The 21,549-nt window shown below is 70.2% G+C and carries 18 protein-coding genes; 7 read left to right on the forward strand and 11 right to left on the reverse strand.

Annotation, left to right across the window (positions count from 1 at the left end; translation table 11 throughout):
* Window positions 1-7: 7 nt before the first annotated feature.
* From FHP29_RS01500 to FHP29_RS01510, 3 genes are read right to left on the reverse strand one after another with little or no spacing between them, the layout of a single operon-like run.
* Window positions 8-1,147, reverse strand: a complete 1,140-nt coding sequence (locus FHP29_RS01500) for a M20 family metallopeptidase (RefSeq protein ID WP_139621107.1) — start codon at window positions 1,145-1,147, stop codon at window positions 8-10.
* Window position 1,148: 1 nt separating this feature from the next.
* Window positions 1,149-1,817 (reverse strand): DUF1028 domain-containing protein, encoded by a 669-nt coding sequence (locus FHP29_RS01505; RefSeq protein ID WP_139621108.1) that lies wholly within the window; start codon window positions 1,815-1,817, stop codon window positions 1,149-1,151.
* The gene (locus FHP29_RS01510) at window positions 1,814-2,260 is read right to left on the reverse strand and encodes a RidA family protein (protein ID WP_139621109.1); all 447 of its coding nucleotides are present in this window, start codon (window positions 2,258-2,260) and stop codon (window positions 1,814-1,816) included. Before FHP29_RS01510 ends, FHP29_RS01505 begins: the two co-directional genes overlap by 4 nt.
* A 169-nt stretch (window positions 2,261-2,429) precedes the next feature.
* Here FHP29_RS01510 and FHP29_RS01515 point away from each other — a divergent pair, with 169 nt between their 5' ends.
* Both FHP29_RS01515 and FHP29_RS01520 read left to right on the forward strand, forming a co-directional pair.
* Window positions 2,430-3,707 carry a flavin-containing monooxygenase gene (locus tag FHP29_RS01515; RefSeq protein ID WP_139621110.1) on the forward strand — a complete coding sequence of 426 codons (1,278 nt, stop codon included), beginning with the start codon at window positions 2,430-2,432 and terminating at the stop codon, window positions 3,705-3,707.
* The gene (locus tag FHP29_RS01520) at window positions 3,704-4,825 is read left to right on the forward strand and encodes a class II histone deacetylase (RefSeq protein ID WP_139621111.1); all 1,122 of its coding nucleotides are present in this window, start codon (window positions 3,704-3,706) and stop codon (window positions 4,823-4,825) included. Before FHP29_RS01515 ends, FHP29_RS01520 begins: the two co-directional genes overlap by 4 nt.
* Here the strand turns inward: FHP29_RS01520 and FHP29_RS01525 are convergent.
* From FHP29_RS01525 to FHP29_RS01545, 5 genes are all read right to left on the reverse strand, one after another.
* Window positions 4,812-6,341, reverse strand: a complete 1,530-nt coding sequence (locus FHP29_RS01525; protein ID WP_139621112.1) for a GMC family oxidoreductase — start codon at window positions 6,339-6,341, stop codon at window positions 4,812-4,814. The genes FHP29_RS01520 and FHP29_RS01525 overlap by 14 nt on opposite strands.
* A complete protein-coding gene (locus FHP29_RS01530; protein ID WP_205013787.1) occupies window positions 6,338-7,756 on the reverse strand; it encodes a purine-cytosine permease family protein in 1,419 nt (472 codons plus the stop codon). Before FHP29_RS01530 ends, FHP29_RS01525 begins: the two co-directional genes overlap by 4 nt.
* A 226-nt stretch (window positions 7,757-7,982) precedes the next feature.
* A complete protein-coding gene (locus FHP29_RS01535; RefSeq protein ID WP_139621113.1) occupies window positions 7,983-10,055 on the reverse strand; it encodes an oxidoreductase in 2,073 nt (690 codons plus the stop codon).
* Entirely contained in the window at window positions 10,052-11,575 is a 1,524-nt protein-coding gene (locus FHP29_RS01540) for an APC family permease (RefSeq protein ID WP_139621114.1), read from the reverse strand. The genes FHP29_RS01535 and FHP29_RS01540 overlap by 4 nt, the downstream gene beginning before the upstream one ends.
* A gap of 35 nt (window positions 11,576-11,610) precedes the next feature.
* A complete protein-coding gene (locus tag FHP29_RS01545; RefSeq protein WP_240044234.1) occupies window positions 11,611-13,095 on the reverse strand; it encodes an aldehyde dehydrogenase in 1,485 nt (494 codons plus the stop codon).
* A gap of 77 nt (window positions 13,096-13,172) precedes the next feature.
* Here FHP29_RS01545 and FHP29_RS01550 point away from each other — a divergent pair, with 77 nt between their 5' ends.
* A complete protein-coding gene (locus tag FHP29_RS01550) occupies window positions 13,173-13,829 on the forward strand; it encodes a TetR/AcrR family transcriptional regulator (protein ID WP_139621116.1) in 657 nt (218 codons plus the stop codon).
* A gap of 7 nt (window positions 13,830-13,836) precedes the next feature.
* On the opposite strand, the gene FHP29_RS01555 is transcribed toward FHP29_RS01550, so the two are convergent.
* Both FHP29_RS01555 and FHP29_RS01560 read right to left on the reverse strand, forming a co-directional pair.
* Window positions 13,837-15,582 carry a BCCT family transporter gene (locus FHP29_RS01555; RefSeq protein ID WP_139621117.1) on the reverse strand — a complete coding sequence of 582 codons (1,746 nt, stop codon included), beginning with the start codon at window positions 15,580-15,582 and terminating at the stop codon, window positions 13,837-13,839.
* Between the two features lie 100 nt (window positions 15,583-15,682).
* Window positions 15,683-16,147: an Lrp/AsnC family transcriptional regulator gene (locus FHP29_RS01560; protein ID WP_240044235.1), complete on the reverse strand. Its 465-nt coding sequence runs from the start codon at window positions 16,145-16,147 to the stop codon at window positions 15,683-15,685.
* 118 nt (window positions 16,148-16,265) lie between these two features.
* Here FHP29_RS01560 and FHP29_RS01565 point away from each other — a divergent pair, with 118 nt between their 5' ends.
* The 4 genes from FHP29_RS01565 to FHP29_RS01580 are packed head-to-tail and all read left to right on the forward strand — an operon-like array spanning window position 16,266 to window position 20,212.
* Window positions 16,266-17,432, forward strand: a complete 1,167-nt coding sequence (locus FHP29_RS01565) for a polyamine ABC transporter substrate-binding protein (RefSeq protein ID WP_139621118.1) — start codon at window positions 16,266-16,268, stop codon at window positions 17,430-17,432.
* Window positions 17,416-18,552 (forward strand): ABC transporter ATP-binding protein, encoded by a 1,137-nt coding sequence (locus FHP29_RS01570; RefSeq protein WP_139621119.1) that lies wholly within the window; start codon window positions 17,416-17,418, stop codon window positions 18,550-18,552. The genes FHP29_RS01565 and FHP29_RS01570 overlap by 17 nt, the downstream gene beginning before the upstream one ends.
* On the forward strand, window positions 18,552-19,400 hold the full coding sequence (locus FHP29_RS01575) for an ABC transporter permease (protein WP_139621120.1): 849 nt from the start codon (window positions 18,552-18,554) through the stop codon (window positions 19,398-19,400). Before FHP29_RS01570 ends, FHP29_RS01575 begins: the two co-directional genes overlap by 1 nt.
* Complete coding sequence (locus FHP29_RS01580) at window positions 19,397-20,212, forward strand: ABC transporter permease (RefSeq protein WP_139621121.1); 816 nt, start codon at window positions 19,397-19,399, stop codon at window positions 20,210-20,212. The genes FHP29_RS01575 and FHP29_RS01580 overlap by 4 nt, the downstream gene beginning before the upstream one ends.
* A 229-nt stretch (window positions 20,213-20,441) precedes the next feature.
* Here FHP29_RS01580 and FHP29_RS01585 read toward each other — a convergent pair.
* A partial coding sequence (locus FHP29_RS01585) for an aspartate aminotransferase family protein (protein ID WP_240044236.1) occupies window positions 20,442-21,549 on the reverse strand: 1,108 nt, incomplete at its 5' end.

Here is a 21,549-nt window from a genome sequence, read left to right on the forward strand (position 1 = left end):
TCGCCGCTCAGCCGCTCACCGCCGCGTGGTCCGCGGCGACGTCGAGGGCGGTCCAGGCCAGTGCGGTCGCGGCGTCGAGCAGCGCCCGCTCGGCGTCCCCACCGACGCAGTGGGCGGCGAACTCGGGCTGGTGGTTGAGCGCCGTGCCGGAGTTGATGCCGATGTAGGGGTGGATCGCGTTCACCACCTGGGAGACGTTGCCCATGTCGGTCGAGGCGCGGTTCATCCGCCGCGCGGGCGTGCCCGGATCGAACACCCGGCCCAGCTCGCCGGCGTTGCGGCGGTAGGCCTCCAGCGCGGGCCAGAAGGTGCGGAACTCGGCGTACGGCTTGCTCTCGGGGGTGATCTCGAGGGTCGCCCCGGTCGCCAGCGCGCCGGCCTGGAAGCAGCGCCAGACGCGCTCCTCGGTCGCGGCGAGCTCGGCGAGCGACTCGGCACGGACGTACCAGCGGCCCTCGGTGCGCGCCGGGATCGCGTTGGGCGCCTCTCCCCCGTTGGTCATCACGCCGTGCACGCGCACGGACGGCGGGAGCTGCTGGCGCATCATCCCGATCGCCACCTGCGCGATCGTGAAGGCGTCGGCGGCGTTCACGCCCTGCTCGGGGTACGCCGCCGCGTGGGCCGCCTTGCCGCGGTACTCCACGTGCGAGTGGGAGACGGCGAAGGGCTCGGCCTCCGCGACGTCGACGGGCGCCGGGTGGGCCATCATCGCCAGGTCGAGGCCGGTGAAGGCGCCGCGCTCGAGGAGCTCGATCTTGCCGCCGCCGCCCTCCTCGGCAGGCGTGCCGTAGACCTCGATCGTGAGCCCGACGGCGTCGGCGAGCGGGGCGAGGGCGCGCGCGGCGCCGACCGTGATCGCGGAGATGAGGTTGTGCCCGCAGGCGTGGCCGAGACCGGGCAGCGCGTCGTATTCGGCGCACAGGCCGAGACGGAAGGGCCCGCTGCCGATCGTCGCGTGGAAGGCGGTCTCCAGTCCGAGATAGGCCGGCGTGACGTCGAAGCCGGCCTCGGCGAGCGCCTCGGCGACCCACCGGGACGAGTCGTGCTCCTCCCACCCGAGCTCGGGGTTCGCGTGGAGCTGCTCGGAGAGCCCGATCAGGCGCTCGGCGTCGGCGGTGACGGTGGCGGCGGCGGCCTGCTTGGTCATCTCACTCGTCCCCGGGCACGCCGTACGACGGCGCGGTGGTCGGGTCGAGACCGCGGGTCACGTAGTCGTCGCGCTGCGGCAGCCACACCTCGAGGAGCTCGCGGAGCTGCTCGATGGGCGCGTCGCTCCAGTCCACGCGCAGGTCGGTGACCCGCCAGGCCACGTCGCGGACGACGGACAGCCCGGCGGAGCGGACCGGGCCCGCCTCGCCACCGGCGGCGAGGCCCGCCTCGAGGGCGGCCAGCAGGTGCTCCTCGAGCTCACCGGTCGCCTCGGCGAAGCCCGCCGCGACCGCGTCGACGACGGCGGTGTCCGCGAGCAGGTTGCCGGCCGCCACGACGCCGTCGCCGACCACGTGGTGGTGCACGCCGAGCGATCCCTCTCCGGAGAACGCGGCGCCCGCGCCGTCGAGGCCGAGCACCGTCAGCTGGCGGTGCTCGATGTGCTCCCGGCCCTGGGTGACCGCGGCGAGGGCGGCCCGGGGGTCGAGCCCGGAGGCGAGGGCGTCGAGGAGCTCGGTGCCGAGGCGCGGGTCGGTGATGTTCTGCGACGACGCTCCGCCGACACCGGCACGCAGGTGGATGCACCGCGCCGCGACGGCCGGACTGGAGGAGGTGACGGCGATGCCGACAGCACCGCTGCCGTCGGTGGCGAGGACGGAGAAGGTCACAGCGCGTCGCCGGCGCTCTCGGAGATGACCGCGATCGCGTCGACCTCGACCAGCCACTCCGGGCGGGCCAGGGCGGAGACGACGATGCCGGTCGAGATCGGGTGCACGCCCTTCGTCCAGCGGCCGATGGTGCGGTAGACGGTCTCGCGGTAGCGGGGGTCGACGATGTAGATGGTCAGCTTGACCAGGTGCTCCATCCGGGCCCCGGCCTCCTCGAGGAGCATCTTGATGTTGGCCATCGCCCGCTCGGTCTGCGCCTCGACATCTCCGATGCCGACCGACTCGCTCGTGTCGAGGTCCTGGCCGATCTGGCCCCGGACATAGACGGTGTTGCCGGCGACGACGGCCTGGCACAGGTCGTTGTCGAGGTTCTGCTCGGGATAGGTGACGCTGGTGTTGAACGGGCGGATGCGGGTGTGGCCGCCGACGACGATGCTGCTCATGGCACCAGTCCACTGGACCGAGGGGACATGTGTCCAACAGATCTTTCCGACGCCGACCATCTGTCGAGCCGATGCAGCGGATCAGATCGCCGGAGCATCGCCTCATCAGATGACCTGGGCCAAGAAGATCTGTTGGACAGGAACAACTCGTCCGCCCCACGATCGTCCCATGTCCCCGCAGCAAGACCAGCAGGCCGAGGTCGTCGAGGTTCTCGTGGTCGGCGCCGGCCAGGCCGGTGTCGCGACGAGCGAGCACCTCAGCGACAACGGCGTCCCCCATCTCGTGCTCGAGCGCGAGCGGATCGCCGAGCGCTGGCGGACCGGGCGGTGGGACTCGCTGGTCGCCAACGGACCCGCGTGGCACGACCGCTTCCCCGGGCTGGAGTTCCCCGACGTCGACCCCGACGGCTTCGCGACCAAGGACCAGGTCGCCGCCTACTTCGAGGCGTACGCCGAGAAGATCGCCGCCCCGATCAGGACCGGCGTCGAGGTCACCTCGGTGACCCGGCACGAGGGCCGGCCCGGCTTCCGCGTCGAGACCTCCGACGGCGTGCTCGACGCCCGCTTCGTCGTCGCCGCCACCGGCCCGTTCCAGCGGCCGGTCTTCCCGCCCATCGTGCCGGCGGGCCCCGCGAGCCCGCTGCAGATCCACTCCAGCGACTACCGCAACCCCGACCAGCTGCCCGAGGGAGCGGTGCTCGTCGTCGGCGCCGGCTCGTCCGGCGTACAGATCGCCGACGAGCTGCAACGCTCCGGACGCCAGGTCTTCTTGTCGGTCGGCCCGCACGATCGCCCGCCGCGCAGCTACCGCGGGCGCGACTTCTGCTGGTGGCTCGGCGTCCTCGGGCTCTGGGACCTCGAGACGCCGGCCGCCGGCGCCGAGCACGTCACCATCGCCGTCAGCGGCGCCCGCGGCGGCCACACGGTCGACTTCCGTGCGCTCGCCGAGCAGGGTGTCCGGCTCGTCGGCATGACGGAGCGGTACGACGACGGGGTGCTGCACTTCCGCACCGACCTCGCCGACAACATCGCCGCCGGCGACGCCAACCTGCTCGCCCTGCTCGACCAGGCCGACGAGTGGGTTCAGCGCAACGGCGCGGACCTGCCCGAGGAGCCGGAGGCGCGCGTGCTCGGCCCGGACCCGGCGAGCGTCACCGACCCGCTGCTCGAGCTCGACCTCGCCGCGGCGGGCGTGACCTCGATCGTCTGGGCGACCGGCTTCGCCACCGACTACTCGTGGCTCCCGGCCGGCGCCCTCGACGAGAGCGGGAGGCCCCGGCACCGCCGCGGCGTCTCGGCCGAGCCCGGCATCTACTTCGTCGGTCTGCCGTGGCTCTCGCGCCGCGGGTCCAGCTTCATCTGGGGGGTGTGGCACGACGCGAAGCACATCGCCGGGCACATCGCGACCCAGCGCAGCTACCTGACCTACCAGGCACCGACCGCATGAGCGAGCCACCGCGGACGGCGTTCTACCACGACGAGCGGTGCCTGTGGCACAGCACCGGCGAGGCCGTCCTCTTCCTCCCGGTCGGCGGCTGGCTGCAGCCGATGGCGACCGGAGGCCACGCCGAGTCGCCGGAGTCGAAGCGCCGGTTCAAGGCGCTCCTGGACGTCTCCGGCCTGAGCGAGCGGATCGACGTCCGCAGCGCCGAGCCGGTCACTCGCGAGGACCTGCTGCGCGTCCACCCGGCGTCGTACGTCGACCACTTCCGCGAGCTCAGCGACGGACGCGGCGGCGAGATCGGGCCCGAGGCGCTCTTCTCGCACGGCGGCTTCGAGATCGCCGCGCTCTCCGCGGGACTCGCGAAGCGCGCGGTGTCCGACGTGGTGACCGGGCGCTACCGCAACGCCTACGCCCTCTCGCGCCCGCCGGGCCACCACTGCCTGCCCGACCAGGGCATGGGCTTCTGCCTGCTGGCGAACATCGCGATCGCGATCGAGTCGGCGAAGGCCGAGCACGGCCTGGGCCGGGTCGCCGTCCTCGACTGGGACGTGCACCACGGCAACGGCACCCAGGCGGTCTACTACGAGCGCGACGACGTGCTGACCGTCTCGATCCACCAGGAGAACTGCTTCCCCGTCGACTCCGGCAGCACCGACGAGCGCGGCACCGGGGCCGGCGAGGGCTACAACCTCAACATCCCGCTGCCGCCGGGCTCGGGCCACGAGACCTATCTCGCCGCGATGCGGGACATCGTGATCCCGGCCCTGCGCGACTACGCGCCCGAGCTGATCGTCATCGCCAGTGGGCTCGACGCCAACATGGTCGACCCGCTCGCCCGCCAACTCCTCTACGCCGACAGCTTCCGCCGGATGACCGCGATGGTCATGGAGCTCGCCGACGAGATCTGCGAGGGCCGGGTCGTCGCCGTCCACGAGGGCGGCTACGCCGAGTCCGAGGTCCCCTTCTGCGGTCTGGCCATCGTGGAGACCCTGTCGGGCATCCGGACCGAGGTCGTCGACCCCTTCGAGGAGACCTTCGCCGCCCAACAGCCGTCGGCGCGGACGTTGGCCTACCAGCTCGCGATCGTCGCGGAGCTGGCCGAGGAGCTCAGCTCCCGCTGATCAGGTCTGCGGCGCGCTCGGCCACCATCATCACCGTCACGACCGGGTTGGTGGCGACGAGCTGGGGGAAGACGGACGCGTCGACGACCCGCAGCCCGTCGACGCCGCGCACCCTCAGCGACGGGTCGAGCACCGCGGTCGGGTCGCCGTCGGCGCCGATCCTGCAGGTGCCGCTGACGTGGTAGACGGTCTGGTGGGTCGCGCGGGCGACCTCGCTGATCTCCTCGTCGCTCTGCACGTCGGGTCCGGGGAAGACCTCGCGCACCAGCCGCGACGCGAACGGCTCGGCCTCGCCGATCCGGCGGGCCAGGCGGACCCCGGCGACCAGGGTCGCCTCGTCGCGGCCCTCGGGATCGGTGAAGTAGCGGTAGTCGATGGCGGGCGCCGCCGCGGGGTCGGCGGAGGGGATCCAGACCCGGCCGCGCGAGGCGGGGCGGGCGACGTTGGGCGCGATCGAGACGATCCGCTCGGGCAGCTCGGCGCCGTACGCCTCGGCGTGGACGGCCCACGGCTCGACCGGGAAGTGCATGAGGACGTCGGGACGGTCGTGGGGCTCGGCGAGGCTCACGAGCGCTCCGGCGTCCCAGCCGCTGGCGCAGGTCGGCGGCGGCAGCTCGCGCAGCTCCCAGACGACCAGGCCCTCGGCGTGATCCATGAGGTTCTCCCCCACGCCGGGCAGGTCCACGACGACCTCGACACCGGCCGCGTCGAGCACCGCGCGCGGGCCGATGCCCGAGAGCTGCAGGAGTCGTGGCGAGTCGATGGCACCGCAGCACACGATGACCTCGCGGCGCGCGCCGTAGCGGACCAGCTCGCCGTCCACCCGTGCCAGAACGCCGGTGGCGCGGCCGTCGGAGACCTCGATCCGCTCGACCCGCGCGTCCAGGACGACCCGGAGGTTGTCCCGCGTCGCGCGGGCGGGGTGGAGATAGTGCGCCGAGGTCGACGCGCGCTGGTTGGTCTCGGGCGTGTAGCCGACCTCGAAGAAGCCCGCGCCCTCGGCGCGCTCGTCGAGCCGGCCGTCGTTCCACGCGTCCTGCAGGGGTACGCCGAGCGCGGTCGCCGCGGCGGTCACCATGTCGGCCACCATCGGGTTGCGGTCCTCGGGAGCCACCGGCTGGATCGGCGTACGGAGCCGGTCGAAGTAGGGCTGGACGACCTCCGGGCCCCAGCCGGTCGCGCCGCGCTCGACCCACTCGTCGAGGTCGGCGGCGAGGGTCCGCCACGAGATCATCGTGTTGCCGTTCGAGCACCCGCCGAGGATGCGCAGCCGGGCCTGCCGGATGGCGGAGTTGCCGCGCTCCTGCGCGACGCTGCGGTAGTCGAGGTCGAACTCGCCCTCGAGCATCTCCGCCCACCGGCGCAGGCCCCGGGCCCGGGGCTCGTGCTCGTCGTCCGGGCCCCACTCGACGAGGGTGACCGAGACGTCCGGGTCCTCGCTGAGCCGAGCGGCGAGCAGGGATCCCGCCGTGCCGCCGCCGACGACGAGGTAGTCCGAGGTCGCGGCCCGGGTCACGCGATCCCGGCCCGCGACGCGCCCTCCAGCACCGGACGGTGGCCGGAGAACCTGCTGAACCGCTTCATCAGGAACAGGTAGAGCGGGCAGATGACCGCGAGACCGACGATCCAGGAGATGTCGACGTACTCCAGCCTCTCGCCGATCGGACCGGTGTACTTCGTGGTCACGAGGAACGGGATCTGCACCAGGATGCCGAGGAAGTAGCAGCCCACGGCGATCGGGTTGAACCGGCCGTAGCGGCCGCCGTCGCGCTCGAAGAGCGAGTCGATGTCGTACTCGCCGTGCTTGAGCAGGTAGTAGTCGACCAGGTTGACCGCGGTCCACGGCACCAGCACGCACAGCAGCAGGAGCATGAAGTTGGTGAAGTTGACGAGGAAGTCGTCCTTGCCCGCCAGCGCCATGACCACGGCGCCGAGGAACAGGAACACCGAGACGACGGCGCGGGCCACCGCTCCGGGCACCCAGCTCGGGAAGAGCGTCTGGCCGACGGTGATGGTGGACAGCGCGCCGCAATACAGGTTCATCGCGTTGGTGCAGGCGATGCCGATCCCGAAGACGGCGATGACCAGCCCGCCCACGCCGTGGGTGAGCTCCTGCAGGCCGGAGACGGTGTCGGACTCGGGCAGGGCGGCGCCGACGAGCGCGCCGAGGATCATCGGGAAGAGCGAGCCGAGCACCGCTCCGGCGTACGTCGCCCAGAACGCGGGCCGGACGCCGGTGTCGCGGGGCATGTAGCGGGTGTAGTCGGAGACGTACGGCGCGTACGCGATCTGCCACAGGGCTGCCAGGGAGACGGTGCCCATGAACCCGGCGAGCGTGGCGCCGTCGGAGTGGAGGACGCCGCTGGGAAGGTCGTTGACGAGCAGGATCCAGACGAACGCGAGCGCCATGACGAGGCCGGAGACCAGGCTCATCAGCCCCGTCAGCGCGTGGATCATCCGGTAGCCGACGATCGCCCCGACGACGCTGACCAGGCCGATCAGGATGATCGAGGTGGTCTCGTCCAGCCCGAAGAGGCTGGAGACGGCCTGGCCGCCGAGGACCATGTTGGAGGCGAAGAAGCCGACGTACATGAGGATGACGAGGACGACGACCAGCAGGCTGCCGTAGGAGCCGAACTGGGCGCGCGTCTGCAGCATCTGTGGGACGCCCATCTGGGGGCCCTGGGCGGCGTGCAGCGCCATGACCACGCCGCCGAGCCCGTGACCGACGACCAGCGCGATCACCGCGGCCCACACCGGCAGGCCGTAGACCGCTGTGGCGACGACCCCGGTCGCCACGGTCAGCAGCATGATGTTGGACCCGAACCAGATCGTGAACAGGTCGCGGGCCTTGCCGTGCCGCTCGGTGACGGGGATGTGGTCGATGGTGCGCTTCTCGACGGTGAGGGTCGTCTCGGCGTCCTGCATCATGGCCTCCTGCTCGTGCGGCCTCGGCGCGTCTGCAGCCGGGTCCGTGATCCCGCTCACCGTAGGCCGCGTACAACACCGCCCACCAACACCGGTTTCCGTTGCTCAGCATCGGCAAATGCGATGACTCGGCGCATTGACATCACCTGGGCCACGGCCGGAACGCCTTGGTGTGTGATCTGCGCACACCACGTGCGAGCAGATCACACACCAAGCGCACCTCTCGCCTTCAGGCGAGCTGGGTGACCTCGCGCCGGAACGGCACCTCGTCGTTGGACGGCAGGACGGCGTCGAACTCCTCCGCCGCACGGCGGCCCGACCAGACCGCCGCGGCGATGGTGCCAGGCGCCCAGGCGTCGCCGATGCCGCGCACGGAGGCGATCTCGCCGGCGTCGCGGCGGGCCACGAGGTCGAGGTAGAGCTCCTCCTTCGGCAGGCGGGCGGTCACCATGACGACGGCGTCACAGTCGAGCTCGCGCTCGAGGCCGGCGTACACGTCCTTGACCGTGACCCCGCCGGCTCCGACGGCCGTCACCGCGTGGTCGGTCACCCGGGTGATGCCGTTCTCGATGAGCCGCCGCTGGATCCGGTTGACCTCGAAGGTGTTGTTGGTCCACGACGAGACCTGCGAGCCGGGCGTGACGATCGAGACGTCGTACCCCTTCTGCACGAGGAGCTCGGCGACGACGCCACCCAGGTAGTAGTGGTCGTCGTCGTAGACGACGACCTTCCTGCCGTCGGGCAGCCGTCCGGCGAAGAGGTCGTCGGGGCCGAGCACCTGCGCACCCTCGCCGATGGGCATCGCGGTGGTGTGGAAGCGGGCGACGCCGTCGGTGCGCCAGGTCGCCCCGGTCGCGGTGATCACGTGCTCGAAGCCGAACTCGACGATGTCCGCCGCCGTCATCGGGCTCTCGCGGTAGATCTCGACGTTGGGGAGCTCGGCGAGGACCGCCTCGCGATACTCCTTGACCCGGGCCCAGGCCGACAGGCCGGGCAGTCGCGACTCCAGGGTGACCCGTCCGCCGAGGTCGCGTCCCGCCTCGGCGAGCACGACCTCGTAACCGCGCACGCCGAGGGCGCGGGCGGCCTCCAGCCCGGAGGGACCGGCGCCGACGACCAGGACGCGCGCGTCGCTCTCCTTGGCGCGGATCCGCTCCGGGTGCCAGCCGCGGCGCCACTCCTCCCCCATGCTGGGGTTCTGGGTGCAGCGGATCGGCGACATGGTGAGGTCGCCGGACACGCAGATGTTGCAGCCGATGCACTCGCGGATCAGGTTCAGCCGACCGTCGCGGATCTTGTTGGGCAGGAAGGGGTCCGCGATCGAGGGGCGTGCGGCGCCGATCAGGTCGAGGATGCCGGCCTTGACCTGGCGCACCATGGCGTCGGGCGAGGTGAACCGGCCGACGCCGACGACGGGCTTGGTCGTGAGCTTCTTGAGCCCGGCGACGAACTCCTCCTGGCGGCCCTCGGGCGCGAACCGCGAGGTGACCGAGTCGCCCTCCCAGCTGCCCATCGCGAAGTCCCACAGGTCCGGGAGCTCGCCGAGCTCGCGCAGCACGCCCTCGATGTCCTCGCGGGTGATGCCGCCGTCGATCTCCTCCTCGACCGTGATCCGGCAGGCCACGGCGGCGCGGCCGGCGACCTCCTCGATCGTGTCCTCGATCAGCTCCTTGAGCAGGCGCATCCGGTTCTCCAGCGAGCCGCCGTACTCGTCGGTGCGGTTGTTGTAGCGCCGCGAGAGGAAGTGGTGCGGAGCGCCGTACCCGTGGGCGCCGTAGACGTAGACGACGTCGTAGCCGGCCTCGAGCGAGCGGCGTACGGCGTTGCGGTGCCAGCGGCGCAGATCGTCGATGTCCTGCTTGGTCATCGCCCGCGCCTGGACGGGCGCGATGGTGTCGGGCGCGACAGGCAGGTGCTGCGGCCCGAGCGGGGTCTCGCGACTGAGCTGGTTGGGCGCGTTCATGCCGTTGTGCGCGAGCTCGATGCCGGCCAGGCCGCCGCCCTCGTGGATCGCGTCGGCGATCCGCTTGAGGGCCGGCAGGTCCTGGTCGTCCCAGATCCGCAGCTCGATGAACGGAGCGATGTCGGAGGTCGCGTGGATCTCGACCTGCTCGGTGCACACGACCGACCAGCCGCCCTCGGCCTTGATCTTGCGCATCGCGGCCTGGGCGCTGGGGTCGCGGTAGCCCATGCCGTTGCAGTGCGGCACCTGGTAGAAGCGGTTCTTCGTGGTGAACGGCCCGATCCGCACGGGCTCGAACAGGATGTCGTACGGCGCAGCCACAGGGGTCTGCTCGGTCATCGGGTCGGCTCCTCGGCAGGGGCGGGCGGGACGGGGGGAACGGGCGCGCCGACGTCACCACGGACGCGGGCACCGCGGGCGTAGCCGATCGCGCAGAGCACCAGCAGGCAGGCGAGGGTGCCGAGCGTGAAGACCTCGAAGGTCGTCTGGCTGACGCCCCAGATGTCCTTGAACGGGTAGTCCTCGCCGAAGAGCCGCTCCAGCGTTCCCGGGAACACCGCGACCCAGGAGCCGAGCAGGACCCACGCGAAGGCGGTCCAGCCGAGGGCCGCGAAGCCGGCGTCGGACACCGGCACGCGGAAGGGCCGGTGACGCTCGGGATAGCGGGTCCGGAGCCGGATCGCGGCCGGGATCACGAGCAGGTAGCTGAGCAGGAAGGTGGAGATCGAGATCGTGAGCACGACCCCGAACACCGAGGCGCCCGAGCCGGTCACCTGCATCGCGACGAGCATGAAGGTCGTCGAGACGACGCCGGAGAGCAGGTTGACCCGCACCGGAGTGCCCAGTCCGGCGTGGAAGCGGCCGAAGAAGCCACCGAAGAAGGAGCCGTCGGCAGCGGTCATCGCCTGCATGCGGTCGGAGATGATCATCCAGGCCGCGCCCTGGCTCATCAGGATGTAGACGAACACGAACGCGGTCAGCTTGAGCAGGGCGTCGGCCGCGCCGCCGTAGACGGAGTAGACGGTTCCGACGGCGTCGAGCAGGCCGCCGATCCCCGTGATGTCCTCGGTCGGCACGACCAGCAGGATCGCGAAGATCGGGAGCAGGTAGCACGCCGCGGCCGTCGCGCACGAGCGGAAGATGGAGACCGGTACGTCGCGCGCGGGGTTCTCCATCTCACCGGCCGCGCTGTTGGAGGACTCGAAGCCCAGGTAGGCGAACAGCAGGATCGGCACCGAGCCGAACAGGCCGAGCAGGGAGGGGCTGAAGTCACCGGGGCTGATGCCGACGACACCGTTCTGGACGGCGTAGATCGCGGTCGTGAGCACGAAGAAGACGAGCAGCCCGATCTTGAGCAGCGCGCCGCTCGTGGGCAGCCACTTGCCCTTCTGCAGGCTGACGATCGCCGCGAGCACCGTGACCCAGATGAAGACGATCTTGAAGACGTAGTCCCCGAACGAGCCGTGCTCCAACGGGGTGATGTAGGTGCTGATCGTCTCCGCGGCGAGGAAGGCCATCGAGCCGCCGACCCAGACGGGCTGGGTGATCCAGGTCAGGATCGCGGCGACCGCGCCCGCCGGCCTCCCGAAGGCGTCGCGCACCCAGGTGTAGGCGCCGCCCTCCTCGCTGAAGGCGGCGCCCGTCTCGGCGAAGATCAGCCCGTAGGGCACGAGGAAGAACACGGCGAGCACGAGCGCCCAGGTGAACGCCTCGGCGCCGTACAGCGAGACCTGCCCGAGGGTCTCGAGGCCGACGACGGCGGCGATCATCAAGAAGACGATGTCGAAGCGGCGCAGCGTCTTGTGCAGCAGCGCGTGCTGCTCGGCGGCGAGCTCGGTGGGTTGGTTGGTCTGCGTCATGGTGTGTCCCTAGGCGGTCGAGGTGCTGCAGGGGGTCAGTGGTTGATCCAGACGGTCTTGAGACCGACGTACTTGTCGAGGGCGTGCAGTGAGAGGTCGCGGCCGAACCCGGAGCCCTTGAACCCGCCGAACGGGGTCCACGCGCTGAAGGCGTCGACGCCGTTGACGGTGACCGTGCCGGCGTGGATCTGCTCGGCGAGGCGGTGCGCGCGGCTCAGGCTGCCGGTCGCGACGGACGCGGCCAGGCCGTAGGGCGTGTCGTTGGCCAGAGCGACGGCCTCGTCCTCGGTGTCGAACGGGGTGATCGCGAGCACCGGACCGAAGACCTCCTCGCGGGCGAGGGCCGACGCGGGGTCGACGCCGTCGAAGACGGTGGGCTGCACGTAGCAGTCGCTGCCGTCGCGGGCGATCCGCTCGCCGCCCGTCACGAGTCGGGCGCTGCCGGCCCGCGCTGCGTCGACGTACTCCATGATCCGGTCGGTCTGCTCGGGCGAGACGATGGCGCCCATGCCGGCCTCGGGGTCGAGCGGGTCGCCGGGCGCGTACGACGCCGCCTCGGCCGCGACGAGTGACACGAACTCCTCGTGCACCTCGCGCTGGACGAGCACGCGGGAGTGGGCGGAGCACACCGCACCCTGGTTGAACCAGATGCCGAACGCGGTCTGCCTCGCGGTCGCCGCGAGGTCCTCGGCGTCGGCGAACACCAGGTGCGGGCTCTTTCCGCCGCACTCGAGCCAGACCTGCTTGAGGTTGGACTGCCCGGCGTACTGCAGGAAGTAGGCGCCGACCTCCGTCGAGCCGGTGAAGGCCAGGACGTCGACGTCGGGGTGCAGGCCGAGCGCCCGGCCGGTGGTCTCGCCGAGCCCGGGGACGACGTTGAGGACGCCGTCGGGGATGCCGGCCTCGGCGGCCAGCTCGGCGATGCGCAGGGCCGAGGACGGTGACTGCTCGGCCGGCTTGAGGACGACGCTGTTGCCGGCCGCCATCGCGGGGGCGACCTTCCAGGCCAGCATGTCGACCGGGTAGTTCCAGGGGACGACGGCGCCGACGACGCCGAGCGGCACGCGGCGGATCAGGCCGAGCGTGCCGGGCGGGGTGGGCGCGACCTCGTCGTTGATCTTGTCGATCGCCTCCGCGTAGTAGCGGAACAGGCTGACCGAGAAGGGCAGGTCGAGCTCGTGGGCGTCGACGACCCGCTTGCCCATGTCGAGCGAGTCGAGCACGGCCAGCTCCGCTGCGTGGTCGGCCAGGAGGTCGGCGAAGCGCAGCATCCGCTCGCGGCGGAAGGCCACGCCGGCGCGACTCCACGTGCCGGCGGCGAAGGTCGCGCGGGCGCTGCGGACGGCGGCGTCGACGCCCTCGGCGCCGGCGTCGGCGACCTCGGCGAGCAGGGATCCGTTGGCGGGGTTGCGGTTCTCGAAGGTCTCGGCAGCGGCGTCGACGAAGCGACCGCCGACGAACGGCCGGGTCGGGATGACGACCTTGCCGGCCTCCGCGAGCCAGTCCTGGTGGGTGCGCACAGGCAACGTCCTTTCTTTGCGCTTCGGCGCAAATATGACCCGGGTCATAGGACCCTGTCAACGCTAGGGTGGTCCGTATGGGACGACCCAAGGACCAGGCGGCGCGCCGCGAGCACCTGATCGCCGCCACCCTCGAGGTGATCGCGCGCGACGGACTCGGCGGCGTGACCATGAAGAGCATCGCCGCGGAGGCGGGCATCTCACCGCGCCTGGTGGCCTACTACTACCCGGACCTCGACGGCCTGGTGGAGGCCGCCCACCAGGCCGCGACCGACCGCTACTTCTGGTCGCGCCAGCAGGTCGTCGCCGGCGACCTCTCGCCCGTCGAGAAGCTCGGTCGCCTGATGTACTCGGGCCTTCCGCGCGGGCACGACCTGCTGCTCAGCCAGGTCCTCGACGAGATCTCGGTCAGCGCCAGCCGCAGCCCGATGCACGCCACCTTGATGACCCTGCTCTTCGACCGCGAGGTCTCGCTCTACACCGCGGTGCTCGAGGTGGGGCGGGCCACCGGGGAGTTCACGCTCGTCGACAGCGCTGACGCGATCGCCCGCAACTTCGTCGCTCTCGAGGACGCGTTCGGCCTGCACCTGCTCGCCCACAACTCCTCGCTCACCCTGGAGCGGGCCGAGCAGCAGTTGGCGAGCTATGCCCTTGCAGCCACCGGGGTGCGAATCCCCCCGATCGCTCCGGCATTGCCGACCAAGGCAAAGAAGGCTTCCGGCAGGACCGGGTGACGCCCCGTCAGGACGGGAGCGGCTCGCCGTCGGCGCGGTCGAGTGCGGAGTCGGAGTCGGGGGCGGGGGCGGTGTCGGGGGCGGTGTCGGCGCCGAGGCTGGCCAGGGCGACCGTCTGGTGCTCGACGAGATCGAACTTCTGCGCGTGCAGGACGGCGCGACGCACGCGCGCGGGCAGCGTCGACTCGTAGGGCTCGGCCCGCAGCGACTTCACCAGGGACACGCACATCGCCACGATGACCAGCATGAACGGCCCGGCCACGATGATCACGAGGGTCTGCAACGCGCCCAGCCCGCCGGACCACAGCAGGATGGAGGCGACGGCCCCTTGGGCGACGCCCCAGAACACGACCAGCCACCGCATCGGCTCCTCCTTGCCGTGCTGGCTCAGCATGCCCATGACGATGGAGGCGGAGTCCGCGCCGGTGATGAAGAAGATCGCGATCAGGAACACGGCGAGGACCACGGTGACGGTGGCGAGCGGATACTCGCGCAGCATCGTGAAGAGGGCGCTCTCGCTGCCCTCCTCGGCGAGCACGGCGCCGAGGTCGTCCTCGCCGCTCAACTGCACATCGAAGGCGGCGCCGGCCATGATCGAGAACCACACGAACGAGACGAGGCTCGGCACCGCGATCACGTAGATCACGAACTCGCGGATGGTGCGGCCCTTCGAGATCCGGGCGATGAACATGCCGACGAACGGCGTCCACGACACCCACCACGCCCAGTAGAAGATCGTCCAGCCGTTGATGAACTCCTGGCCGCCGAACGCTCCTGTGCGGAACGACATGGTCGGCAGGCGGGTGAGGTAGCCGCCGAGCGACTCGGTGAAGGTGCTCATGATGAACACCGTCGGTCCCACCACGAAGAGGAAGAACACCAGCAGGACGGCCGCCACGGCGTTCGCGTTGGAGAGGATCTGGACGCCCTTGTCGATGCCGCTCACCGCCGACGCCACGAAGCACAGCGTGAGGACGGCGATCACCCCGACGGTCAGCCACTTGGAGTCGCCGGAGCCGAACACGTCGTCGAGGCCGCCCGTGATCTGCAGTGCGCCCAGCCCCAGCGAGGTGGCCGAGCCGAACAGGGTCGCGAAGATCGCGATCACGTCGATCGCCTTGCCCGGCCCCTCGGTGGCCCGACGTCCCAGCAGGGGACCGAACGCGCCCGAGACGAGGTTGCCCGCGCCCTTGCGGTAGGCGAAGTAGCCGATCGCCAGACCGATGACGGCGTACATCGACCACGGGTGCAGACCCCAGTGGAAGAAGGAGTACTCCATCGCCGTGCGGGCCGCCTCGGGCGAGCCCGCCTCGGCCCGGCCCGGCGGGGTGCTGGCCGGGTCGGTGGCCGTGAGGTAGGTCAGCGGCTCGGCGACGCCCCAGAACATCAGCCCGATGCCCATGCCGGTGGCGAACATCATCGACACCCAGGAGAAGGTCGAGAACTCGGGTCTGGAGTCGTCGGGCCCCAGCCGGATGTTGCCGTAGCGGGTCAGGGCGAGATAGGCCGACAGGATCAGGAACCCGGCGCTGACCAGCACGAACAGCCAGCCGAAGTCATTGGTGATCCAGCCCAGCACCTTGCCGGTTCCGGTGGTCATGGACGCCGAGTCCACGGCGCCCCAGATCAGGAAGGTGAGCACCAGCGCAGCGGCGACCCCGAAGGTCACCCGGTCGAGAGGCACGCGCCCGGTGGGTCGGCGGGGCGACCCGCTCTCGTGTCCCGACGATTCCTGCAGCGTCACCTCGGCCATGTTCGCGTCCTTCCCGGACCAGCAGTCGTTGCGCCGTCCGCAACAACGCGCGGATTGCGCAACTACCATGCGCCGGGATGGCCCTGAGGTCAAGCAGTGCTCAGCGCACGCCCCACGAGTACGTCTGCTTGCACAGCTTCAGATAGACCAGGGTCTCGGTCGCCGTGACGCCGGGAATGGTGCGGATCCGCTGCGAGATGATCTCGAGCAGATCGGCGTCGCTCTCGCACACGACCTCCGCCAGCAGGTCGTAGGAGCCGGCCGTGATCACGACGTAGTCCACCTCCCGCAGCTCCGCGAGGGCGTCGGCGATCGGCTCGAGCTCACCGGTGGCGCGGACGCCGATCATCGCCTGCCGCGCGAAGCCGAGCTCGATGGGATCGGTCACCGCGACGATCTGCATCACGCCGCCGTCCACCAGACGCTGCACGCGCTGCCGCACGGCGGCCTCGGACAGGCCCACGGCCTTGCCGATCGCGGCGTACGAGCGCCGGCCGTCCTCCTGGAGCTCGGTGACGATGGCCTTCGAGACCTCGTCGAGCGGGGTCGGCTTCGGCTTGGACACGCAACCGATCCTAGGGAAGTACGGATTTCGTTGCAACGACGTAACTCCGCCACGGAATCGCTTGTCTTGTGATCCAGGTCATGCCACGATCGGCACGTTCTGATCTGGGGAGGTGGCAATGGTCAATGCCCGTCTGAGTCGCCGGGCGGCGCTCCGCGGCGGCGCCGGCGTCCTGCTCGGCGGCGCCAGTCTCGGCGTCCTGCCGCTGTTCGGGAGTCCGGACCGCAAGCAGGACCCCGACTCGTGCCGGGCCCGGGACCTGTCGGCGTCCCAGAAGCGACTCGTCGTCTCCAACTGGCCGGCCTACATCGACGAGGACGACGACGGCTACGTCTCGACCCTCACGGAGTTCGAGCAGCGCACGGGCATCAAGGTCGACTACACCGCCGACGTCAACGACAACCTCGAGTTCTTCGCCAAGGTCGTCAACCAGCTCGGCTCGTGCCAGCCCTCGAAGCGCGACATGTTCATGCTCACCGACTGGATGGCCGCGCGGATGATCCAGGTCGGCTGGCTGCAGCCGCTGGACAGGACGAAGGTGCCCAACCTCCACGCCAACCTGATCGACTCCCTCAAGGGCGTCGGCTGGGACCCCGACCGCACCTACTCCGCCCCGTGGCAGAGCGGCCTGTCCGGCATCGCCTACAACAAGTCGAAGGTCAAGGAGGTGCGCTCCTTCGAGGAGCTCCTCTCGCGCCCCGACCTCAAGGGCCGGATCTCCCTGCTCACCGAGATGCGCGACACGATGGGTCTCACTCTGCTGTCCCAGGGGGCGGACCCGTCGGACTTCAGCGGCGACGAGTGGGACGACGCCATCGACCGGCTCCGCAAGGCCCGCTCCGACGGCCAGATCCGCGCCTTCACCGGCAACGAGTACATCCAGGACCTCTCGGCGGGCAACATCCTCGCCTGCGAGGCCTGGTCGGGCGACGTCGCCGCGGCCGAGGACGAGAACCTCGTGTTCGTCTCCCCCGAGGAGGGCACGATGATCTGGTCCGACAACATGCTCGTGCCCAACCTCGCGACCCACCAGGGCAACGCCGAGAAGTGGATCGACTACTACTACGAGCCCGAGGTGGCCGCGAAGCTCGCCGCCTACGTCTGGTACATCTGCCCGGTCAAGGGCGCCCAGGAGGCGATGGAGAAGGTCGATCCCACGCTCGTCGACAACGAGCTGATCTTCCCGACCGCCGAGTCACTGAAGACGATGCATTCGTTCATGGCACTCGAGGAGTTCCAGATCCGCGCCTACGAAGGAGATTTCGCCGATGTCATTGGCGGCTGACCGCGCGTCCCGGAGCCTGCGGCTCACGGCACTCACCAAGGAGTTCGCCACCTTCACGGCCGTGCGCTCCCTCGACCTCGAGGTGCCGGCAGGCAGCTTCTTCGCCCTCCTCGGTCCGTCCGGCTGCGGCAAGACCACGACGCTGCGGATGGTCGCCGGACTGGAGGTCCCCACGTCTGGCTCGATCCATCTCGGCGACGACGAGATCACCTACGAGAAGCCCTACCGGCGGCCGGTCAACACCGTCTTCCAGAACTACGCGCTCTTCCCGCACCTCGACATCCACGAGAACGTCGCCTTCGGCCTGCGCCGGCGCAAGGTCAAGGACGTCGACCGGCAGGTCAAGGAGATGCTCGCCCTGGTCGAGCTCGAGTCCCAGGCGAAGAAGAAGCCGCCGCAGATGTCGGGCGGACAGCAGCAGCGCGTCGCCCTGGCCCGGGCCCTGATCAACCGGCCCGAGGTGCTCCTGCTCGACGAGCCGCTCGGCGCCCTCGACCTGAAGCTGCGCCGAGCGATGCAGATCGAGCTCAAGCGGATCCAGACCGAGGTCGGGCTCACCTTCGTGCACGTCACGCACGACCAGGAGGAGGCGATGACCATGGCCGACACCATCGCGGTGATGAACGGCGGCGTCATCGAGCAGATGGGCTCCCCCGCCGAGCTCTACGAGAACCCGCGCACGACCTTCGTCGCCAACTTCCTCGGTCAGTCCAACCTCATCGCCGGGTCGGTCGCCAGCGCGGAGGGCGACGTCGTACGGGTCGACATGCACGGCAACCAGGTCTCCATCCCGGCCGAGCGGGCGCACGCCCGCAGCGGCGAGGGCTGGGTGGGCATCCGGCCCGAGAAGGTGCTCCTCGCTCCGGCCGGCGAGCCGATCGACGCGCCGGGCAACCACCTGACCGGCGGCATCGTCACCGACGTCAGCTTCGTCGGCGTCAGCACGCAGTACCTCGTGCAGATGCCATGGGGCCAGGAGCTGATGGCCTTCGAGCAGAACACCGGCCGCCGCGCGGTCCTGGCCAAGGGCACGAAGGTCGACGTCTCGTGGCGCCCCGAGTTCTCGTTCCTGCTGCCCGCCAGCCAGGACGTCAACGCGGGCGTCCTCGAGGAGGCGTGATGCGTCGCGGACGGTTCACCGGCTACTGGCTGATGCTGCCGGCGGCCCTGTGGCTCGCGCTGTTCTTCGTCATCCCGTTCTACTCGCTGCTCGCCACCAGCCTCTACGACCCGGAGGGCTCGGTCCTGACGGGGTACGACGTCACCTACCACTTCGCGAACTTCGTCGACGCCCTCGACGACTTCTGGGAGCCGCTCCTCCGCTCGCTGTGGTACGCCGCGGTGGCGACCGCGATCTGCCTGGTCCTCGGCTACGTGCTGGCCTACGCGATCGCCTTCAAGGCCGGGCGGTGGAGCAGCCTGCTGCTGGTGCTGGTGATCGCGCCGTTCTTCACCAGCTTCCTGATCCGCACCCTGTCGTGGAAGCTGATCCTCGCCGACGACGGCTTCGTGGTCGACACGCTGCAGTTCCTGCACGTGCTGGGCGACGACAGCCGCCTGCTCGCCACCCCGGTCGCCGTGATCGCCGGCCTCGTCTACAACTTCCTGCCCTTCATGGTGCTGCCGCTCTACGCCAGCCTGGAGAAGATCGACGGCCGGCTGATCGAGGCGGCCGGCGACCTCTACGCCTCGCCGTCGCGCGGCTTCCTCAAGGTGACCCTGCCGCTGTCCAAGCCGGGAGTGATCGCCGGGACCCTGCTCACCTTCATCCCGGCCGCGGGCGACTACATCAACGCCTCCCTGCTCGGGAGCCCCAACCAGCGCATGGTCGGCAACGTCATCCAGAACCTGTTCACCAGCACCGGCGACTACGCCGCCGCCGGGGCGCTCTCGGTGATCCTGATGGCGATCATCGTCGCCATGGTCATGGTCTACATCCGCACCGCCGGGACGGAGGAGCTCGTATGACCGGGTTGCAACGTGCGGGACGCTGGATCGGCGAGCACCTGGTCCTCGCGCTCGGACTGCTCGTCATGGTCTACATGTTCGTGCCGATCGCCGTCGTGATGCTGATGAGCTTCAACGACAACAGCAAGTCGCGCAACGTGTATGCCTTCCAGGACTTCACCTGGAGCAACTGGGCGCACCCGTGCCGGCCGAACGGCATGTGCGACGCCGTCGTCCGCAGCATCGAGATCGGCCTGCTCGCCACCCTCGTCGCCACGATCCTCGGCAGTCTCGCGGCGTTCGCGCTGGTGCGCCACGACTTCGTCGGCCGGTCGGCGGCCAACACCGTGATCTTCCTGCCGATGGCCTCGCCCGAGATCGTGATGGGCTCCTCGCTGCTGGCGCTCTTCGTCGCCAGCGGCTTCGGTGGCCGGCTGGGCTTCGTCACGATCTTCATCGCGCACGTGATGTTCTGCCTGTCGTTCGTGATCGTGACCGTCAAGGCACGTCTCACCGGCCTCGACGAGAACCTCGAACAGGCGGCGATGGACCTCTACGCGAGCGAGTGGACGACCTTCTGGCGGGTCACCTTCCCGCTCGTCTTCCCCGGCGTCGCCGCCGCCGCCCTGTTGAGCTTCTCGCTGTCCTTCGACGACTTCATCATCACCAACCTCAACGCCGGCCAGACCGTCACCTTCCCCATGTTCGTGTGGGGCGTGGCCCAGCGCGGCATCCCGATGCAGGTCAACGTCGTCGGGACCGTCATGTTCCTGATCTCGATGTTCCTCGTCCTCGGCAACATGCTCGCCACCCGCAAGAAGGTCGCCGCCTGACCGTTGAGTTGCCGGTTTCTCACCGTTGAGTTGCCGGTTTCTCACCGTTGACCTTCCGCTTTCTCACCGTCGAGTTGCCCCAGCTCCTGGAGTTGGAGCAACTCGACCATGAGGAAGTGGCAACTCAACGGTCAGGAAGGGGAAAGTCAACGACGAAGCGGCGGCCCGGGTCCCCCACGACCCAGACCGCCGCTGCGCGGTGGTGGTGCTCCCGAGAGCGTCCCCGGTCCTACAACAGCCCGGCGGCCTCGGTGAGGACCGAGCGGAGCTTCTGCTCGATCTCGTCGAAGTGCTCCTGGCCGCAGACGAGCGGCGGGGAGAGCTGGATGACCGGGTCGCCGCGGTCGTCGGCGCGGCAGTAGAGGCCGGCGTCGTACAGCGCCTTGGAGAGGAAGCCGCGCAGCAGCCGCTCGGACTCGTCCTCGTCGAAGGTCTCCTTGGTCGCCTTGTCCTTGACCAGCTCGATGCCGTAGAAGAAGCCGTCGCCGCGCACGTCGCCGACGATGGGCAGGTCGAGCAGCTTCTCGAGCGTGCTGCGGAAGGCGCCCTCGCGCTCGCGGACGCCCTCGTTGATCTTCTCGTCCTCGAAGATCTCCATGTTCTTCAGCGCGACCGCCGTGGAGACGGGGTGGCCACCGAAGGTGTAGCCGTGCAGGAAGGTCTCGGTGCCGTGGGCGAACGGCTCGTAGACCCGGTCGCTGGCGATCATGGCGCCGAGCGGCGAGTAGCCCGACGTGAGGCCCTTGGCCGAGGTGATGATGTCGGGCTGGTAGCCGTAGCGCTCCGCGCCGAACATGTGGCCGAGCCGGCCGTAGGCGCAGATCACCTCGTCGGAGACCAGCAGAACGTCGTACTGGTCGCAGATCTCGCGGACCCGCTGGAAGTATCCGGGCGGCGGCGGGAAGCAGCCGCCGGCGTTCTGCACCGGCTCGAGGAAGACGGCCGCGACGGTGTCGGCGCCCTCGTTCTCGATCGCGACCGCGATCTGGTCGGCGGCCCAGCGGCCGAAGGCCTCCGGGTCCGACCCGTCGAGGAAGCCGCCGGTGATCTCGGAGGCGCGGTAGGCGTTGGTGTTGGGCACGCGGAAGGTCGAGGGCACGAGCGGCTCGAAGGGCGCCTTGAGCCCCGGCAGGCCGGTGATCGACAGCGCGCCCTGGGTCGTGCCGTGATAGGCGATGGCGCGGCTGATGACCTTGTGCTTGCCGGGCTTGCCGGTGAGCTTGAAGTAGTTCTTCGCCAGCTTCCAGGCCGACTCCACGGCCTCGCCGCCACCGGAGGTGAAGAACACCCGGTTGAGGTCGCCCGGCGCGTAGCCCGCGATCTTCGCGGCGAGCTCG

Origin of the sequence: Nocardioides albidus (assembly GCF_006335005.1) — a bacterium.
Classification (GTDB): Bacteria; Actinomycetota; Actinomycetes; order Propionibacteriales; family Nocardioidaceae; genus Nocardioides; species Nocardioides albidus.

Excerpts from the sequence above, each read along its gene's own strand:
- FHP29_RS01535 (WP_139621113.1), bottom strand. The coding sequence starts at position 10,055 with ATGACCGAGCAGACCCCTGTGGCTGCGCCGTACGACATCCTGTTCGAG.
- FHP29_RS01550 (WP_139621116.1), top strand. The coding sequence starts at position 13,173 with ATGGGACGACCCAAGGACCAGGCGGCGCGCCGCGAGCACCTGATCGCC.
- FHP29_RS01540 (WP_139621114.1), bottom strand. The coding sequence starts at position 11,575 with ATGACGCAGACCAACCAACCCACCGAGCTCGCCGCCGAGCAGCACGCG.
- FHP29_RS01500 (WP_139621107.1), bottom strand. The coding sequence starts at position 1,147 with ATGACCAAGCAGGCCGCCGCCGCCACCGTCACCGCCGACGCCGAGCGC.
- FHP29_RS01570 (WP_139621119.1), top strand. The coding sequence starts at position 17,416 with ATGTCATTGGCGGCTGACCGCGCGTCCCGGAGCCTGCGGCTCACGGCA.
- FHP29_RS01530 (WP_205013787.1), bottom strand. The coding sequence starts at position 7,756 with ATGATGCAGGACGCCGAGACGACCCTCACCGTCGAGAAGCGCACCATC.
- FHP29_RS01555 (WP_139621117.1), bottom strand. The coding sequence starts at position 15,582 with ATGGCCGAGGTGACGCTGCAGGAATCGTCGGGACACGAGAGCGGGTCG.
- FHP29_RS01510 (WP_139621109.1), bottom strand. The coding sequence starts at position 2,260 with ATGAGCAGCATCGTCGTCGGCGGCCACACCCGCATCCGCCCGTTCAAC.
- FHP29_RS01565 (WP_139621118.1), top strand. The coding sequence starts at position 16,266 with ATGGTCAATGCCCGTCTGAGTCGCCGGGCGGCGCTCCGCGGCGGCGCC.
- FHP29_RS01515 (WP_139621110.1), top strand. The coding sequence starts at position 2,430 with ATGTCCCCGCAGCAAGACCAGCAGGCCGAGGTCGTCGAGGTTCTCGTG.
- FHP29_RS01580 (WP_139621121.1), top strand. The coding sequence starts at position 19,397 with ATGACCGGGTTGCAACGTGCGGGACGCTGGATCGGCGAGCACCTGGTC.
- FHP29_RS01520 (WP_139621111.1), top strand. The coding sequence starts at position 3,704 with ATGAGCGAGCCACCGCGGACGGCGTTCTACCACGACGAGCGGTGCCTG.
- FHP29_RS01575 (WP_139621120.1), top strand. The coding sequence starts at position 18,552 with ATGCGTCGCGGACGGTTCACCGGCTACTGGCTGATGCTGCCGGCGGCC.